Raw genomic sequence first — 18,075 nt, 5'->3', positions numbered from 1 at the left:
AAACCACCAGCTCCTGAAGCCATCATTCCGATGGATCAGAGGCCGATCATGCACTAACAATCAAAATGGACCAGTCAGATGAGGCTGCTCAAAATTGCGGAACTAGTCGCGGCAGCGCAGCGCAAGGCGCTGCCAGACATATTTGGACGCCCTTTTTTGTACAGGATGGCTGTCCCCAACGCCGAATAACCAACTATCCAAATTTCTGGTGTTACTTCAGTCAAAGAAGATCAGAAATGTCACCTCTCGTTTTCTAGGCATGGATCGCTTGGCCCAAAATTGATCGACAAATACCAAGGTTGGATGACTCAGTTATTCTGAGGGTGTATTCATCCATGGGCAACCTGTCTGCAAAAACAATGTTCAAAAGCGGTCAATATTTGCGTATTCCAAGTGTTTCACTGGGCCTTTCTCCAAAGTAGTCGAAATACTTGCGGGAAAAGGTTCCTGGCCTTTTTACGCCGTGTGCCCGTAATACGTCTGACACCAGAACATCATGAGGACTACTGTATGCCAGACATTTTTTTACATGGTTTATTCTAGTCGCATTCAAAAATGCTATTGGTCCCATACCATAGTGCTTGTGAAAAGCATGCCTAAGAAGACGATCGCTGACATGAAATTCTTTGCACAGGCCCAAGGCGGTCAGAGGGGCAGAAATATTTGCATGCATGTATTCGATCACTGAGGCGACAAGTTTGTATTGCTTCTCGTTTGCAATCGTGTGCTCGGATTTGAACTGAGTTTCTTGCAGCGCTTCGACCAGACTGCGTAGGATTCTTGCCTCGGTGTCCGCTTGTGACAAATGCGATATTGCGCCATGGCATAGCATTTGTATTTGCCGCTGAATAAGCATCGCACCTTCAGGGTTGGTGTGAAGAACTGTCCAAGTCTCGAGATCAATGTCCAATTCACCATAAGACAGAATTTGCATCGCGTTCTGGAGAACCCGCTTGCTGACAATCAGGGCTTCAATTTGGGCACAGCTTTCCGTGCAGTTATGATATTCAATACCAGTGCCTCTGATGAGAATGTCGCCACGTTCAAGCTGTCTGCCTTGCCAACGCGTTGCCTGAGAGCGTCTTGTGATAGGAATGATGGTGACGCTGTTTTCGTCAGCAGGCCCCTTTGTCAGGAGCGAACTGCTGGTCTCGGCGACAAACGCTCTCAAGTGAGGCATTTGCGCCACCTCGAGCTTACCCTCAAATGCACCCTTGGACAGCAATGTGAATTCTCCCCGCCAGCCTGGAATCGCATAGCGGAAGTCCTCAAAACGGCTGAGTCTCAGTGTCATGCGTTTCAGTTGGTTCAGATGATCACCGGCCTCCATCTTTTCGAATTTATTCCTCGCTGATGGCCCCTCACTTGCCGGAATCGTACAATGGATTGCTCGTCCTGCCTAGCCATAGGCAGTCTTGACCTCCAGCAGCGAGGCAGACGATGAAGTTCACATCAATACCCGGAGCAATCTTCAACGAATTCATAGCGTCAGGTTTGATGCTCATAACACCCGAGTATCGGGCGCTGAAAGCTGTTCAGAAAAGGTCCAGCGATAAAATGGACGCGTTGACCGATTACAAGATGAGCTTTCAGTTCATGACCATCAAGGGTCTTCGCCTCAGGTACTCGGCTGCAGGCAACGAAAGCGGTCCGGCAATACTCTTTCTGAGTCCGCTACCGCAGAGCATTCGTTGCTTCGAACAAATCTGGCCAAGTCTTGCCAAAAAGTTTCGGTTGATCGGGCTCGACCTTCCCGGCTTCGGCCGGAGCGAAGGCGGCCACGAGGTGATGAATACCGAAGCTCAAAGCGAGATCCTGGATCTGTTTGTTCGCGAGCTTGGAATCTCGGATTTTCATCTGGTTGGACCCGACGTTGGCATGCCGGTTGCGCTACACTACGCCATTCATCGTGATCATCGTTTGAAGAGTCTCGTTTTGGGGGACGGACCTTGCGTCACCCCATCGCATAATGGTTCAATCATCGACCGGGCCGTCACTTCACCATTGTGGCGCCTGATATTCAAGATTGGAGGGGCCGGGCCATTCGTGGTTGGAGCCAACAAGCTCGCCTATGTAAACTATACTCCTAGTGATGACGAGGTAGAGGACTATTTTGCGTCCTACCGTGGCAGGATACCCGCCGTCATGCAATGGTTCAAAGCCTATCCGGAAATCATTGACTCGATTGAGCCTTATCTTCGCGAAATTGATCTGCCGATCCAAATTTTTTGGGGAGAGGATGACAAACTCTTGCTCGTGGAAACGGCGTACAAGTTCCAGGAGCGACTAAAAAACGCGAAACTTCGAGTTTTTGAGGAGTGTGGGCATTTCTCATATCAGGATAAGCGAGAAGATTTCGCTCAAATGATCAACGATTGGGTCGATGGTGGCCATGCTGAATAATCGCTGCGCTGAATTGGCGAAGGCAAAGAATGGATCTGGAGTGCTATGACTAAATCCTTGATTAGAAGCGTAATGGTTGCAACTCTGATGACAGGGGTCATGGGAGCTGCATTTGCCGAAGAGCGGAAGCCCAACATTCTGATCATCACGAGTGATGATACGGGAATCTGGGATCTTAGCTTCAATCATAGAGGTTCAAGAGGTTACAAAACACCGAACATTGATGGTTTGTTCGAAGACGGCATGGCCTTTACGGATTACTATGCCGAGCAATCTTGCACCGCAGGGCGCTCCGCCTTGATCACCGGTCAGGCCACAGTTCGAACTGGCCTCGCAAAGGTGGGCCTGCCCGGCGACAAGAATGGAATGAACAAACAGAATCCGACGATAGCCACGGCTTTGAAGGATCAGGGGTATATCACTGCGCAATTTGGAAAGAACCATCTGGGTGATCGCGATGAACACTTGCCAACAATGCACGGGTTCGATCGCTTTTTCGGAATATTGTATCATCTGAATGCGTACAACGAGTTAGAAAACGAAGATTACCCCGGAAATCCAATCTTCAGGAAAAATCTGGGGCCTCGAAATCCTGTCAGAAGTGTCGCAAACGGTGATGGGACACAGACCATCGAGGATGTAGGCCCTCTGGATCGGGAACGCATGAAGACCTTTGATGATGAGGTGCTTTCCGAGGGCTTTGGTTTTCTTGAACTGGCAAAAGAAAGCGACCAACCGTTTTTCCTTTGGATGAACTCTACCAGAATGCACTACCCCACCTATGTGCCTGATGAGTGGAAAGGAGTTTCAGGACAAGGCAAATATGCCGACGGTTTGTTGCAGCATGATGCATGGGTCGGCTCTCTTCTAGGAAAACTGGATGATCTTGGTTTCTCGGAGAATACCATTGTCATCTATCATGCCGACAACGGGCCTCAGACGAGCCTATGGCCTGATGGTGGGATTACTCCCTATCGGAGCGAGAAGTTCACCAATTGGGAAGGTGCATATCGTGTTCCCGGAGCGGTGCGATGGCCAGGCCGCATTCCGTCTGGAACGGTGTCCAACGAGATTATGTCCAATCTTGATTGGTTCCCAACACTGCTGGCAGCCGCAGGCGAAGCAGACATTGTTGAGAAGCTGAGGGAAGGCCATGAGCTAAATGGGAGACCATATCGTGTGCATCTGGATGGCTACAATCAATTGCCTCTGTTGACTGGCGAAACCGAGGACGGTGCTCGACAGGAGTTCTTCTATTTTACTGACAACGGAGGTGTGGCGGCCATGCGTTTCCGTGATTGGAAGCTGGTCTTTAGCGAGCAACGAGGCACTGCCTTGGGCGCTTGGCAAGAGCCTATGATCCCGCTCAGCTTCCCAAAGCTCTACAACCTCAGAACAGACCCCTTCGAAACGGCAGACTTCAACAGCAACAGCTATGACCAGTGGGCATTTGACAGAACGTTTGTCGGCGCGATCGCTCAAGCCACGGCCAGGGACTTTTTCAAGAGTCTTTTGGAGTTTCCACCGCAACAGGTAGCATCGTCGTTCAATCCAGAGGTCATCCTGCAACGTATCCAGTCAAACAACAACTGACGCGGAAATCACGGGCGCGGCCAAATATGCTATCCTGTAAATGCGCCTTTTGGGTGTCGCACGATGGCAGCAGATACGAGACTGAGGAATAAAGTATGAGTACTCTTTCTGAGACACAAAGCATGCACCCGTTGGCGACGGGTCATTTGCCGGCGTTTTTTCCTTCAAGCGATGGAAGCGACCTTTTGTTCATCTTGGTCGTGGTTGCACTTATTGGAATGTTCGTCGTTGCAGGTGCCGTGTACTTTACACTTCATTCCGTGCCGGAAAACATCGCACATGAAGCTGGCCATACCCAGTTTCAAGTGGTGGGGATATTGGCACTGCTTGCCCTGTTCACGCACAATAATCTGTTTTGGGTGATTGCCTTGGTCATTGCGGCTTTCAAGTTTCCCGACTTCTTGACCCCTATCAAATCCATAGCTCGGTCTCTTAATCCGCTCAAGTCGATTGCGTCATCTCTTGACGCAATTCAACTTTCTGTCGCTGCGCCCCGCGATGAGAAGACTGCCCAACCCAAAATGGAAAGTGACGGAAATGCTTGAGTTCCTGCTTTGCTCTTTGGTCACAATTTTCCCGGATTACCTGTTTCGCCGTTACTGGCAAGGAAAGAAATGGGGTCAGGAGATAAACCTCTTCTCGGTATGGTACGAGCTGAGATATGGCTTGACGACATGTCTGCTTCTTACGCTGGCCTTGATCACTGTTGTTTTCTACTATCACCCATCTGCGACGAATGTCCGTTCGTTCTTTCGAACGGTTACAATTCTCCCGGAAACGGGGGGGCGGGTGTCGGAGGTTTTGGTCGAGAACGGTCAATCTGTAAAAGGGGGCCAGCTTCTTTTCCGTCTGGACAGCGCCAGCCAAGAGGCTGCAGTTCTCGCGGCCAATACAAGAATTCTGCAAACCGAAGCTTCGATCCCTGTCGCCGAGGCGAACTTGGCGGCTGCCAGTGCAACAGTGGAAATGGCGAAGGCCAATCTGGCGCAAGCAGAATATGACCTTGACCAGGAAAGAGAACTTGCTGACAAGAATTCGAGTGCGGCTCTCGAACAGCGACTCGTGAAAGCGTCGAATCTGGCTTTGGTGAGGCAGAACGAGTTGGAAGCTGCCAAGGCCAATCAGCTGGCCGCTCAAGAGCGTTTGAAGGAACAAATACCTGCTGAATTGGAGGCGGCAAAAGCGACTCTGGAACAAGCGGAAGCAGAGCTCGCCAAAACTTACGTCTACGCAGGTGTGGATGGTTCAGTCGAGCAGTTCACTTTGCAGGTCGGAGACTATGTCAATCCGATCTTGCGCCCTGCAGGGATCCTTATCCCTGAAAAATTCTCCAGCAATAAGCGATTCCTAGCCAGTTTCGGCCAGATTTCCGCGCCTGTCATCAAGGTGGGGAGCTACGTCGAAATGTCCTGCCTTTCCAAACCGTTCACTGTAATTCCGATGGTGGTAGTCGATATTCAGGATGTTTTACCCTCGGGGCAGATCAGGCAGGAGGACCGTCTTCTTGATCCCCAGATTGGCTTGATGCCGGGCAGCCTAACGGTTTTCCTGGAGCCCGTTTATCCTGGCAGTGTCGACGAAGTTTTGACCGGGTCCACGTGTCTGGCGAATGCATACAGCAATCATCATGACGTTCTACACGAAGGTGACGTTGGTTCTGTCGAGCGGGTCTATCTACACGCCGTGGATACGCTGGGGTTGGTGCACGCGATTATTCTAAGAATTCAAGTATTTATGCTCCCGGTGTTTTCTTTGGTCTTGAGTGGCCATTGATTTGGAGCTCATTAGGGAAGTGACCTGAAGGCGGAGCGTTCCGTCGCCTTTTCCGGTTCCGGAATCGTGGAATTGAAATGCAGGGCGCTTGCTCGGGTGGGATCTGAACAGATGGTTTGGTGCACAGAGTGGAGCGGAGTGCCCGCGATAGATCGGTTTGCGCCGGGCGAACCGCCAGGGTGTGCAAGATCAGGTCACACGTGTGCGTTGATCCTCGATCCCCATTGAGATTAGCGAAGGTTCTTCGCGTTGGATGGTCTGAAAGCTTGCTTTGTCCTGCATCTTATCCCAATTGCTCAGGATCAGGCACTGCGCGACGGCTCCGCCCAGTGTGGTTCCCGGTCCAGTGACGATGAACATGTCGGGTGCAAACTCTTTCGCGGCTTGTGATACGGCCTTTGTGAAATCATAGGTTTCGGTCACCTGATGACCCAAGGTGTAGTCCCAAAGCGCGTCCAGATCACAGGCGCCGGGCCACCAGATCTGACCGCGGCCATCTATCATGGGCAAATTGGGTTGCCGGAACAGATCTGCGGCAAGGCGGTTGCGACCGGCTTCGGCAACTGGGCGTTGCAGGTGTGAATGAAACCCTGCGTGGTTGGCCAGCCGCATCGGAAAGCGTTCCTGCACCACAGGCACCTTGTTTTCAAAGGCGGATAACCCAGCTTCATTCCCGGCCAGAACCAGCATCCCGCCCAGATCAATTGACAGGGTGAGGGTCGCGCCGGTGCCGTCGATCTCAGCGACCAGAGCCAGCAGTTCGGCCTTGCGTACCGGGTTCGGCTGCCAGTCGGCATCCATGAACGGATAGATCAACTGGCCGCCAATCAGGCTCTGCTGCATGAGTGTTCCCATGGTGTTGACCACCTCGAACCCTGCCTCGGCGGTCAAGGCACCCCCGCAGGCCAGGGCCGAATACCAGCCCATCGAGTTTCCGGTCACAGCCACCACGTCGATCTTATCTGGATCAATGGCGCGAAAATCGCCCAGCGTGGCGGCATAGATCAGGGCCGAGGCATTGTCGCCGCGCGTGTGCTTTGCCACGGAATACCGCGTTGCGCCGTCCAGTTCGCTTAGGGTTTCCTGACCCTGCGTGCGGCGCATGTCGTCGAAATGGGCCAGCAGGGCTTTGTCGGTAAAATGGCGGCTCAGAACCCCCAATTCAGGTTTGTTATAGGTGCCGCGCCCCGGACAGATGGCAACAGCGGTTTGTTTTGCTGACCTCATTTGCCCGTCTCCATCAGGGATCTTGCTGCGGCCTCGATGCTGTCTTTCGATGGCATAGTTGCGGCATAGGCCGGGCCGGTGGCGATAAAACTGTCTTCGGCCGTAATACGTGCCATCGGCACATCTGTGGTTTCGTGGAAATGGGCCATCAGGGCTTCGGCCACGCCACCGTGATGCCGGGTTTCATCGACGATCAATATCCGCTTGGCGCCGCTTACGGCTCGGGTCAGCGCGTCTTTGGGCAGCGGTGACAACCAGCGCATGTCAATGATCCGGGTTTTTATCCCGTCGGCCTCCAGCGGTTTGCGCGCCTGATGGCTGAGGTAGACGCCATTGCCAAAGGTAACAATCGCCAGATCGTCGCCGTCGCCATCCACGCCGACCTCGCCGAAACCGATCCTTTCGGATGGGTCGGGGTAGGTGTGCATCCAGCCTGCGTCCCCAGCTTCGTGCAAGTCCCGCATCGGGTAGAGCGCGATGGGTTCCAGAAACACGACCAGCCGCTGTTCTTCCCGGGCCAGCCGCACGCATTCACGCAGCATTCGTGCAGCGTCGGCGCCGTTCGATGGGCAGGCCAGGATCAGCCCCGGAATATCGCGCAGCACCGCGACCGAGTTGTCATTGTGGAAATGCCCGCCAAAACCCTTTTGATACCCCAACCCGGCGATGCGCACGACCATCGGGTTGGTGTACTGACCGTTCGAGAAGAAGGGCAGGGTGGCCGCTTCGCCGCGCAACTGGTCTTCGGCGTTGTGAAGATAGGCCAGGAACTGGATTTCCGGCATGGGTGTAAACCCGTTCTGAGCCATCCCGATGGCTAGGCCCAGAATCGACTGTTCGTCCAGCAGCGTGTCGATCATCCGGTCAGGGCCGAAACGGGCCTGAAGCTTTTGCGTCACGCCATAGACACCGCCCTTGCGCCCGACATCTTCGCCCATCATCACGATCTCGCCGTGTTCAAGCATCAGGTCGCTCAGGGCCCAGTTGATCAGGCGTGACATGATCTGGGGTTCAGCATGTGCTTTGAGGTCGCCGCCGAATACCTCAGCCCGATGTTCAGCTGACGGGCCATTGGTAGGGGCGCAGGGGCGTGCGGGCGGGATCAGGCTGGCCATCACGTCACCTGCGGTTTTCAGGCGAGGGCGGGTGATCGCCTTGTCGGCGACGCGGGTGACGCGGTCGCAGGTGTCGGTGTATACCTTCAGCGCGTCATCCGCTTGCATCGCACCGGATTGTTCCAGCAGACGGACGGAGTGCAGCAGGGGGTCGTTCGCCTCTTCGGCTTCGACCTCGGATTTTGGCATATAGGTGGTGGGCATATCTGCCCCGGCGTGGCCATACAGGCGCACCGTGCGGATGTGCAGAAATGCGGGTTTCTTACGGCTGCGGACGTAGGCGGCGGCTTCTTGTGCGAAACGGTAGGTTTCGAAAATGTCGAGCCCGTCACACGTGAAATACTTCAGTCCCGGTCGATGAGAGAATGTTGCGGCAATCCAGCCTTGTGGTGTCTTGGTCGAAATTCCGATCCCGTTGTCCTCGCAGCAGAACAGCAGTGGCAGGGGAACCGACTGGTAAGACGTCCACTGCGCGGTGTTGAACGCGCCTTGCGCAGTGGAATGGTTGGCCGAGGCATCACCAAAGGAACAGTAGACGATGGCGTCATCCGGCATTTCTGCATGTTCGGGTTTGTGACGGCGGGCTGCCCCGATTGCATAAGCCGCGCCGACAGCTTTGGGCAGGTGGCTGGCAATGGTCGAGGTCTGCGGGGGGATGCAAAGCGCCTTTGACCCCAACACCTTGTGCCGCCCACCGCTGATCGGATCATCAGAGGATGAAGCGAAGGACAACAGAATATCCCATGTCGGGCTCTGCCCCGGCACCTGATCGGACCGGGCGATCTGAAAAGCGGCGTCGCGGTAATGCAGAAAAGCAGGGTCTGTCGGGCGCAGGGCTGCCGCCACGGCGGCCATCCCCTCGTGACCAGAGGAGCCGATGGTATAGAATCCCTGGCCCGCTTTCTGCATTGCCCGGCTTTGGCGGTCCAATGCACGGCTGAGACATTGCGCGCGATATAGCCCGACTGCTTCGGACGCTGTCAGTGGGCCAGACGGCGTCGCGCCAGCGGGGAAATCCCGTGCCGCAACCCGGCGCAGGAAGTTGTCATGCACAATGGTTGCGCGATCCATCTTTGTCGTCCTCAGGCGAAGGCTTGCAGGCCCGTTTGCGCGCGACCCAAGATCAAGGCATGAACATCATGTGTGCCTTCATAGGTGTTCACGGTTTCCAGATTCACCATGTGGCGGATCACGTGGAAATCCTGGCTGATGCCATTGCCGCCGTGCATGTCACGTGCGTGGCGTGCGACCTCAAGTGCCTTGCCGCAATTGTTGCGCTTGATCAGGCTGATCATCTCCGGTGCTGCGCGGGCTTCGTCCATCAGACGACCCACGCGCAAAGCGGCCTGAAGGCCCAAGGCGATTTCCGTCTGCATGTTCGCAAGCTTCAGCTGGAACAGCTGCGTTTGCGCCAAAGGGCGACCGAACTGTTTTCGGTCCAGACCGTATTGCCGCGCGGCGTGCCAGCAGGCCTCGGCTGCGCCCATCGATCCCCAGGCGATACCGTATCGTGCGCGGTTCAGGCAGCCAAACGGCCCTTTCAGACCTTCGACACCCGGCAACAGAGCATCTTCCCCGACCTCGACATTGTTCATCACGATCTCACCCGTGATCGAGGCGCGCAGCGACAGTTTGCCTTCGATCTTCGGAGCTGAAAGACCGGGTGTGCCTTTTTCAAGAACAAAACCCTTGATCTTGCCGTCATGCGCGTCTGATTTGGCCCAGACAACAAACACGTCAGCAATGGGCGCGTTCGAAATCCACATCTTTGACCCGTTGAGGACATAGCCTCCATCAGTCTTTTTCGCGACGGTTTTCATGCCGCCGGGGTCCGAGCCTGCATCGGGCTCGGTCAGGCCAAAGCAGCCAATAGACTCCCCGCTGGCCAGTTTCGGAAGGTATTTCCGGCGCTGTTCATCCGTTCCGTAGGCATAGATCGGATACATGACGAGGCTGGACTGCACCGACATCATCGAGCGGTAACCGCTGTCGACCCGTTCCACTTCGCGTGCGACCAGACCGTAAGTGACATAGCTGGCACCGATGCCGCCGAATTCTTCGGGAATAGTCGTGCCCAGAAGGCCCATTTGACCCATCTCGCGAAAGATTTCGGGGTCTGTTTCTTCATTGGCGAAAGCCTGAGTTACACGTGGCAGCAGTTTGTCCTGCGCGTAGGCGTTGGCCGCATCGCGCACCATGCGTTCGTCTTCGGCCAGCTGGTCTTCCAGCAGAAAAGGGTCATCCCAAGTGAAAGGGCCAAGCTGGGGGCGGGATTGTGGTTTCATGAGAGTTTCCTTTCTACAGCGGCTTTGAGACGTGCAAGCCCCGCTGCAATTGTATCTTGGGCATAAGCAAAGCTCAGGCGAAAATGTCCGGGCAACCCGAAGGCGCGACCGGGAACCAGAGCGACACCGGCATCTTCCAACAACCAGGTGCAGAAGTCAGCGTCATTTTTGAACGGTCCACTCTGATCCTCAAGCAGTCCGGCGCAGGAAGGAAAGGCGTAGAACGCCCCGTCGGGAGCCGCGCAGCGCAACCCCGGAACCGTGTTCAACCCTGCAACCACCAGATCACGGCGTTCGGTAAATATGACCCGGCGTTCTTCCAACAGGTCCGGGCTGCCGGTCAGCGCCGCAAGCGAGGCCCATTGTGCAATCGAACAGGCGCCCGATGTAACCTGCCCCTGAACGGCCACCATTGCCTTGATCAACTCGACCGGCCCGATCCCCCAGCCGATGCGCCATCCGGTCATGGACCATGCTTTGGCGACACCGTCGACGATCAACAGACGGTCGGCAAGGTCAGGGGCCGCCTCGGCCACTGAAACAAACGGAGTAAAGCTGAGATGGCGATAAATCTCATCCGCAAGAACCCAGACCTGTGGATGACGGGACAGAACAGATGAGAGGGCGGCGATCTCATCCTGCGTGTAGATTGCCCCCGACGGGTTCGACGGCGTGTTGAGCATCAGCCAGCGCGTGCGCGGTGTGATTGCGGCCTCTAACTGTTCCGGCAGAAGCTTGAATCCCTGATCCATCGGGCAAGGCAGAATGACGGGCGTTCCACCCGCCATCCGCACTATGTCAGAATAGCTGGTCCAGTAGGGCGCGGGCATGATGACCTCGTCGCCGGGGTTCAGGCTGGCCAGCATGGCATTGGCAATCACCTGCTTGGCACCGGTGGACACAATGACCTGAGTCACTTCGGCTTTGGCCTGCCGGGCAACTTCGGCACGCAGGTCGGGCACCCCGGCCGTCGGCGGGTATTTCGTCTTGCCGTCCAGCGCTGCCGCGTGGGCAGCTTCGACCACATGGGGCGGGGTGGGCAGGTCAGGCTCACCGGTCGACAATGCCAGAACATCGCGCCCTTCCGAACGCAAGCGTGCGGCGGCCTCGGAAATCTGCACGATTTCGGACAATTCGATACCGTTTAGTCGGTTTGCGCGGTGAAACACTGTCAATCTTCCTCTGGAGGTGACTGAGGTTCTATCTGCAAAGTAACTTGATAAAAATACGCTGTTTTGTATCGTTTCTGTGACTAAAACTCATAAGTGACATGCCCAGAATCAGCTCCCTCCCGTCTTTTGCCCTCATGCGCAGCTTCGAGGCTGCCGCGCGCCACGAAAGCTATACCATGGCAGCAGAGGAGCTTGGTGTGACGCAGGGCGCGGTTAGCCGCCAGGTGCGTGAACTTGAGGCTGCGCTGGGGGTGACGCTGTTTCGCCGGGTCGGGCGCGCCGTTCGCTTGTCGAAAGCGGGTCGCGCTTTGTTTGAAGAACTTGCAGGCGACCTAGAGCGGCTGAACGGTACGATCAATCGTGCGATCGCGGCCGGTGACGGTGCGTCGTTGCTGACCTTGGCGGTCCTGCCCACCTTTGCTACACGGTGGCTGGTGCCAAGACTGCCGGATTTCAAGCACCTGCATCCGGGGATCGAACTGGATTTGCATTCCTACACGACACCGTTCAGCCTGGAAGAGCGGCGCGTGGACCTTGCCATTCACTTTGGGCACGAAGACTGGCCCGGTGCGCGGCTACGCAAGCTGTTCCCGGAAAAACTTGTCGTGGCAGCCGCGCCCGTGTTGTTGGGCGACCAACGGCCTTTCGAGGAACAGCATGTGTTCGATCTGCCGCTGTTGCATCTGACCTCACGGCCCGGGCTATGGTCCGAGTATCATGCAAGCCTTGGGCTTGACGCCAGGGCGGTTTTTCCAGGGATGCGCTTTGATCAGTTCTCGATGCTGATCGAAGGCGCAGTTGCCGGACTTGGGGCTGCGATTTTGCCGTCCTACCTGATCGAGGCCGAGTTGGCGTCGGGCGCGCTGGTCCAGACCGGGCAATTGGTGAATGCCTCGGGCAGCGCATATTTCATTGCAACGCCGACCGGGCAGAGGAACGAAGCCGTACAAGCGTTTGCGGACTGGATCATCCGGCAAACGAAAGGGCATTTGTAAGGGTGCGGACGCGACAGATGGGTTACAGCATCCGGATGCCCTGCATGGTCTGGATGATTGCCAGATCCTGCTCGTAAAGCTCTGTAAATGCGTCAACGATGTCTGCGTTCCAGCCGGGCAGATCAAGTTCTTCTTCGACCTCATCGGGCCGGGCATAGTCTTCGAAAACCCGCGCAAGGTCTTCGCGTTGAGCGTCCTTGTCGAGGCCGACACCGCCCCGCACGATGTCCAGAACATGCTGTTGACCGGTTTCAGTCAGAAGCGAAGACAGCAACGCATATTCATCCACCAGAGGAGCGTCACCGGGCAGGCCCGCCATTGCGCGCGTGATATCCCCCAGAATCAGTGGCAGATGTTCGTTCTTCCACAAAGTGAGCTGCACCTGAGGTGCAAGATCGCGCAGATCTTCGATCATGCTCAACCAGCTCAGGCAACTCAGATCGGTGCTGGTCAGAATCTCCTGTCGGTGATCTTCATGGATCGACATCAGGACCTTGGGTATGAAAAAACCGGGGTTCACCAGACCGACAAATATTTCGACCTGAGCATCGTCCAGCAAGGTCTGCACATAGGCTGTCCGCTGCCCGGCAAAAGGGTAAATCTGTCCATGTTGCAGGGCAGAGCGTGTTGGGCCAAAGAACTTGTCGTTCGAGAGGATGACACGATCAACATTTGGATCATCCGGAAGAAGGGCGTGCAGCCCGTCCTGTGTTTCTGCATCAGACAAATCCTGAGCAAGGGCATCAGACAGAACCTTGACAAACTGACGTCCGCCGCGCGGTCCCAAGATCGCAGCACGGCAATCCGCCAAGGCCTGCTTGTTTGCCGAGAGCGAGGACAGCACTTGCCCTTCATCGGCGAAAGCGGCCCCGGCATGGATTACTACCTGCATCTTTTGTCCTTTTACCCTCAGGGGCTGTGTCCATCCCATTCCATGTCTTTGCGTCGCGTGAAAATCTGCAACGAACCAACCGTGCGGTTTCTGCACTTTCTCAGGAAATCGGGCAATCCCCAAGTTTGAGTTAAAAATGAGGGTTGCAGTCCTCTGTCGGACGAAGTAATCGACTGCCAGTGCCCCTATAGCTCAGCTGGTAGAGCAACTGATTTGTAATCAGTAGGTCCGCGGTTCGAGTCCGTGTGGGGGCACCATCTTCCAATATCTCAATGTCCAGTGACATCCATTTGAGCCCTGTATATAAGGGCTTTCATGAGATTGTTTGTCCAGCACAGTTTTTTGCCGTCCGACGACGTACCCCCAGATTGGGGGTCATTCTGGGGGTACGCTGAAAAGCCAGATGTGGAGCGTACCCCCAGATGCCTTTGAGCGATGCCAAGATTCGAAACCTCAAATCCAAGTCAAAGCCTTACAAAGTGAGCGACTTCGACGGCCTTTTCGTGCTGGTCAAAGTCAGCGGCTCTAAGTCATGGCGGTTCAAGTATCGCATCGACGGAAAAGAAAAGCTGATTGTGTTCGGCGACTACCCTGCCGTGAGCCTAAGCAAGGCCCGTGAGTTGCGGGACGCAGCCCGAACAAACCTTGCCGATGGCCTTGATCCATCAGAACTCAAGCAGGAAGAGAAATTGCGTCGCGCGGAAGCCAGTGGCCAAACCTTCGAAAAGATCGGTGCGGCTTTCTTGGCGAAACAGCGCAAAGAAGGAAAGTCCAAGGCCACACTCGACAAGACCGCTTATCACCTAAAGCTCGCCAACCGCGATTTTGGCAAGAAACCAATAACTGCAATAACCGCACCGATGATCTTGCGCACACTGCGAAAAGTCGAAGCGAAGGGCAACTATGAGACAGCGCACCGGTTGCGCGCACGGATTGGGTCTGTGTTCCGCTACGCGGTTGCAAGCGGACTAGCCGAAACCGACCCGACTTATGCTTTGCGCGATGCTTTGATCCGACCGACAAGACAGCATCGTGCTGCAATAACGGATCCCAATGCATTCGGCGCATTGCTCCGCGAGATCGACGTCTTCGAAGGTCAAGTTACCACGCGCATCGCACTTCGGCTTTTGGCCCTACTCGCACAGCGCCCCGGAGAATTGCGACACGCCAAGTGGAGTGAGTTTGACGAAACAGAAAGAGTATGGGCAATTCCGGCTGGAAAGATGAAGATGCGACGCGACCACTTTGTGCCGCTAGCGGATCAAGCAATCGTGTTGCTGGACGAGTTGCGCACCCTTACAGGTGAAAGCGAATACCTCTTCCCCTCGCTGCGCTCTTGGCACCGGCCAATGAGCGAAAACACTATGAATGCTGCGCTTCGGCGGATGGGCTACTCTGGCGACGAAATGACCGCGCACGGTTTCCGTGCCACGTTTTCCACGCTGGCGAACGAAAGCGGTCTCTGGAACCCAGACGCAATCGAACGAGCATTGGCGCATGAAGAGCGTAACGAAGTGCGTAGAGCCTATGCGCGCGGCGCACATTGGGAAGAACGGGTAAGACTTTCAGACTGGTGGGCTGGATATGTAGATGAACTGAAGGCAAAGTTGAGCCCATAGCAAGCACTGGCGTTTCATTCATGGACCAATCGGAAAGACTAGAAAGACAACAAAGAATAATTGCGAGGATCGGCGGTGGTTTGTTAGCGAGCACTGAAAAGCCAGAAATTCCGCCAATGGGTGAAGAATACCATAAGGCGATGTCGGGCTTGTTTGCGAAGCGTGACGAAATGTCGGATTCAATCCGTAGAGAATTGTCGTGGTGGCACCCCGATAAGCTTCAGGCGTCTTTTGGCCCGAACGGAGAAGCACAATCCGAAGACGGAAGAGACTTGGTCGCCAGAGTCCGAAGAGAGATGGAGGCGGCGTTTGGTCGGCTGAAGCCTTGGTATTTAGCGCCACTCTTTCGTACAAAACAGTTGGCTGATTTTGAACATTGGGCCAAACACGAATTTCTTTCTTTGGATGAAGTTGTGTGGCTTTCCGTCGGGTTTGAGCCGGACGAGAGGTTCATAGCATCCATCAAGGAGTATGATGATAGGGGCAACAAGCAAAAGCTGGATGAAGTGACCACTTACATGAGCCGCCACAGAGAGGTTATCAGGCGGAAGTTCGATCCATTCAACCAAAAGCACAAACCAAAATTTGCGGACCTTTTTGTTTGGATCAATGAGGTTAACCTGACCGTTCACTCAGGGTTTTTTAAACTTGTTTCAAAAAGAGCAGCAGAGCCCCGTGAGACGTCAAAGCCTGATGTACCTGACAAGATCGACAGCAAGTTTGACGGTCGCGAAAGAGCCTCAATGGTGAAGCTCATCGCGGCAATGGCGATTGATGCATACGGCTTCGACCCTACGGAAAAACGAAGCGACATTCCCAATGAGATTGAAGGAATCGCGGACCGTTTGGGCTTAAACCTAACCAGCAAAACGATACGAAAGTATCTCCGCGAAGGCTCAGAGAAATTACCTGAAGACTGGAAGCCGGAATAAAGATATTTCCTCAGGAAATAGCGGCGATAAAACGATTTAAAATCATATATCTATAGATAATTCCGAGCGGAAAATCCTTTTTCCCCTCGGTATTCAAACTTTGATCCAGAACCTGATCACATCACCTAGCACAAGGATTGATCAGAATGGACAGTATAGATTTTCCCCGCACTGGCCTCGTACGGCTTTCGCAAATTCTAGCACCTGCCGGACCCATCCCTGTTTCCAAGTCGGCTTGGTGGCAGGGTGTGAAAGACGGTCGCTTTCCCCAGCCTCAAAAACTTGGTCCACGCACCACGGTTTGGAAGGTCGAGGACATTCGCGCGCTGTTTGAGGGTAACGCCGATGGCTAAGTATCCAAACCCGATGCGGGTGAAAGCATCCCGCACTTATGACGTGATCGAAGCGGCCAATGCGCTGGGACGGACGCCCGCGACTATCCGGCACTGGATCAAAGATGGGTTGGAGGTGCTAGCGTCACGCAAACCGTACCTAATCCTCGGGCAAGCGATCCGCGACTATATCCGGGTAAAATCCGCATCTAGAAAAAAGACCCTCTCGCAGGATGAAATCTACTGTCTTTCATGTAGAGCGGGGCGGCGACCGGTAGACATGGCGGTCACGCGGCATTCCCAAACCAGCAAAACATGCAGAATTAACGGTATTTGCAACACCTGCGGAGCACCCATGTCGCGGATCATTTCCTTGTCCAAGGCACAGCATTTCTTTGAAGTGTTCAGGCTTAAGAAAAACCTCGCCAGCAAAGCCTAGTAGATACCGGCTCCCACCGTTTGAAACACACATCTGAAAGGGATAAACTGGCATGAGAAAAGTGAACGAAGAAAACGAGCGCATAAAACGAAGATACCTACAATATCTCAAGGCTGCTCGACGCAAAGACGAAGCTACCATTGACAAGGCTGCCGATGCGATCCTGCATTTTGAAGCCAGCACAAATTACGCTTCGTTTAAGAAGTTCCGGATTGAACAAGCTATCCGCTACCGCACCAAACTTGACACTGAAATCAATAAGAGGACAGGCAAACCATTGGCGAAGGCGACCATCGCATCGCGACTGTCAAACGTCAAAGGTCTCGTTTTCTGGTTGGCCGACCAACCCGGCTACAAAAGCCGCATCCGCCACTCGGATGCCGACTATTTCAACATGGACGCAAAAGGCCAGCGGGTGGCGCACGCCGTAAGAGAGCGGCCCTACCCTTCTCTGGAGATGGTCCGGCATGCCTTTCTGCATATGCCTACCGTAACAAATATTAACCGGCGCGACGCAGCCATCGTCGCCTTCATCATGATGTCGGGAGCACGGGATGGCGCTGTTGCGTCTCTGAGGCTCAAGCACATAAACTTGGTGGATGGCTACGTCTTTCAGGATGCGCGGGAGGTAAAGACGAAAAACTCCAAGACCTTCACAACGTACTTCATGCCCGTTGATCAAATTTACTCCGACTGCTTTCGCGAATGGGTGCAATATCTTCAAACGGAATTGCTCTTTGGCCCAGACGATCCGCTTTTTCCTCCACCAGAAATGGGTATCGTCGATGGTCAATTCGCGGTCATCGGCTTGAAGCGACAGACCTATCAAAATGCCAATGCGATCCGGGCAGTGGTCAAACAAGCCTTTGAGAACGCGGGCCTGCCAACTTTTGCCCCTCATTCATTTCGCAAAACCCTTACCGTCTGGGCGGACAAACATTACCCGACGCGCGAAGCCTTCAAAGCCTTCTCTCAAAACATCGGGCACGAAAGCGTCGTTACAACGGTCAGCTCGTACTTCCCTGTCAGCACGGAGCGGCAAGGCGAACTGATCAAAACGCCCAAGACTTCCGTCTAGGTTCTGGCCGCAGAACGGCGCGTTTTCTACGGCGGCTTTGATGCAGAGCAGACACTGGCGAGAAAAGCGGCAATGACCGAGCTGCGGACAAAGCCGGAATTGGACTTTTGGCCTTTGCTGACGCAGCAACTATTCGCACACGCAGCGCCTCCATCGTTGCGATACAGCGCGTGTCGTCGAAGCGGTCGTTCGCGGGTTTCGATTTGACCCGAACCGAGAC

Annotated in this window: 16 protein-coding genes and 1 tRNA gene; 11 read left to right on the top strand and 6 right to left on the bottom strand. The window is 54.7% G+C overall.

All coding sequences use genetic code 11. The annotated features are described in order from the left end of the window. Positions 1–373 precede the first annotated feature (373 nt). Positions 374–1,330: a helix-turn-helix domain-containing protein gene (locus ACR0LL_RS19455; RefSeq protein ID WP_480588804.1), complete on the bottom strand. Its 957-nt coding sequence runs from the start codon at positions 1,328–1,330 to the stop codon at positions 374–376. Positions 1,331–1,440: 110 nt separating this feature from the next. Between ACR0LL_RS19455 and ACR0LL_RS19450 the strand changes: the two genes are divergently transcribed. The 4 genes from ACR0LL_RS19450 (at position 1,441) to ACR0LL_RS19435 (ending at position 5,769) form a co-directional block, all read left to right on the top strand. Further along, a complete protein-coding gene (locus ACR0LL_RS19450; RefSeq protein WP_480588803.1) occupies positions 1,441–2,403 on the top strand; it encodes an alpha/beta fold hydrolase in 963 nt (320 codons plus the stop codon). A gap of 72 nt (positions 2,404–2,475) precedes the next feature. Beyond that, positions 2,476–3,996 (top strand): arylsulfatase, encoded by a 1,521-nt coding sequence (locus ACR0LL_RS19445; RefSeq protein ID WP_480588802.1) that lies wholly within the window; start codon positions 2,476–2,478, stop codon positions 3,994–3,996. Positions 3,997–4,091: 95 nt separating this feature from the next. After that, on the top strand, positions 4,092–4,541 hold the full coding sequence (locus ACR0LL_RS19440) for a hypothetical protein (protein WP_480588801.1): 450 nt from the start codon (positions 4,092–4,094) through the stop codon (positions 4,539–4,541). Further along, positions 4,495–5,769 carry an HlyD family secretion protein gene (locus tag ACR0LL_RS19435; protein ID WP_480588800.1) on the top strand — a complete coding sequence of 425 codons (1,275 nt, stop codon included), beginning with the start codon at positions 4,495–4,497 and terminating at the stop codon, positions 5,767–5,769. Before ACR0LL_RS19440 ends, ACR0LL_RS19435 begins: the two co-directional genes overlap by 47 nt. A 189-nt stretch (positions 5,770–5,958) precedes the next feature. On the opposite strand, the gene ACR0LL_RS19430 is transcribed toward ACR0LL_RS19435, so the two are convergent. Genes ACR0LL_RS19430 through ACR0LL_RS19415 form a run of 4 tightly spaced genes read right to left on the bottom strand, consistent with a single transcriptional unit; the run spans position 5,959 to position 11,565 of the window. After that, positions 5,959–6,996, bottom strand: coding sequence for an ACP S-malonyltransferase (locus ACR0LL_RS19430; RefSeq protein WP_480588799.1), 1,038 nt, complete (start codon positions 6,994–6,996; stop codon positions 5,959–5,961). Then, a complete protein-coding gene (locus ACR0LL_RS19425; RefSeq protein ID WP_480588798.1) occupies positions 6,993–9,182 on the bottom strand; it encodes a dehydrogenase E1 component subunit alpha/beta in 2,190 nt (729 codons plus the stop codon). The genes ACR0LL_RS19430 and ACR0LL_RS19425 overlap by 4 nt, the downstream gene beginning before the upstream one ends. A gap of 11 nt (positions 9,183–9,193) precedes the next feature. Next, the gene (locus ACR0LL_RS19420) at positions 9,194–10,396 is read right to left on the bottom strand and encodes an acyl-CoA dehydrogenase (RefSeq protein ID WP_209508024.1); all 1,203 of its coding nucleotides are present in this window, start codon (positions 10,394–10,396) and stop codon (positions 9,194–9,196) included. Continuing rightward, positions 10,393–11,565: a pyridoxal phosphate-dependent aminotransferase gene (locus tag ACR0LL_RS19415; RefSeq protein WP_480588805.1), complete on the bottom strand. Its 1,173-nt coding sequence runs from the start codon at positions 11,563–11,565 to the stop codon at positions 10,393–10,395. Before ACR0LL_RS19415 ends, ACR0LL_RS19420 begins: the two co-directional genes overlap by 4 nt. Positions 11,566–11,666: 101 nt before the next feature. Here ACR0LL_RS19415 and ACR0LL_RS19410 point away from each other — a divergent pair, with 101 nt between their 5' ends. Then, a complete protein-coding gene (locus tag ACR0LL_RS19410; RefSeq protein WP_480588796.1) occupies positions 11,667–12,563 on the top strand; it encodes a LysR substrate-binding domain-containing protein in 897 nt (298 codons plus the stop codon). Positions 12,564–12,585: 22 nt separating this feature from the next. On the opposite strand, the gene ACR0LL_RS19405 is transcribed toward ACR0LL_RS19410, so the two are convergent. Beyond that, positions 12,586–13,455, bottom strand: a complete 870-nt coding sequence (locus tag ACR0LL_RS19405) for a hypothetical protein (RefSeq protein ID WP_480588795.1) — start codon at positions 13,453–13,455, stop codon at positions 12,586–12,588. A gap of 181 nt (positions 13,456–13,636) precedes the next feature. Between ACR0LL_RS19405 and ACR0LL_RS19400 the strand changes: the two genes are divergently transcribed. The 6 genes from ACR0LL_RS19400 (at position 13,637) to ACR0LL_RS19375 (ending at position 17,855) form a co-directional block, all read left to right on the top strand. Continuing rightward, positions 13,637–13,712: transfer RNA gene (locus tag ACR0LL_RS19400), tRNA-Thr, on the top strand. 165 nt (positions 13,713–13,877) lie between these two features. After that, positions 13,878–15,074 carry a tyrosine-type recombinase/integrase gene (locus ACR0LL_RS19395; protein ID WP_267365689.1) on the top strand — a complete coding sequence of 399 codons (1,197 nt, stop codon included), beginning with the start codon at positions 13,878–13,880 and terminating at the stop codon, positions 15,072–15,074. 20 nt (positions 15,075–15,094) lie between these two features. Further along, positions 15,095–16,006: a hypothetical protein gene (locus tag ACR0LL_RS19390; protein WP_267365687.1), complete on the top strand. Its 912-nt coding sequence runs from the start codon at positions 15,095–15,097 to the stop codon at positions 16,004–16,006. A 146-nt stretch (positions 16,007–16,152) separates the two neighbouring features. Beyond that, a complete protein-coding gene (locus ACR0LL_RS19385) occupies positions 16,153–16,359 on the top strand; it encodes a helix-turn-helix transcriptional regulator (RefSeq protein ID WP_480588793.1) in 207 nt (68 codons plus the stop codon). Then, positions 16,352–16,777, top strand: a complete 426-nt coding sequence (locus ACR0LL_RS19380) for a hypothetical protein (protein ID WP_267365683.1) — start codon at positions 16,352–16,354, stop codon at positions 16,775–16,777. The genes ACR0LL_RS19385 and ACR0LL_RS19380 overlap by 8 nt, the downstream gene beginning before the upstream one ends. A gap of 52 nt (positions 16,778–16,829) precedes the next feature. Continuing rightward, positions 16,830–17,855 carry a site-specific integrase gene (locus ACR0LL_RS19375; protein ID WP_267365681.1) on the top strand — a complete coding sequence of 342 codons (1,026 nt, stop codon included), beginning with the start codon at positions 16,830–16,832 and terminating at the stop codon, positions 17,853–17,855. The last annotated feature ends 220 nt before the right edge of the window (positions 17,856–18,075 follow it).

The organism is Ruegeria sp. AI2 (assembly GCF_056541275.1).
The sequence above is the reverse complement of the archived record's forward strand: the minus strand, read 5'-3'. Positions and strand labels throughout refer to the sequence as shown.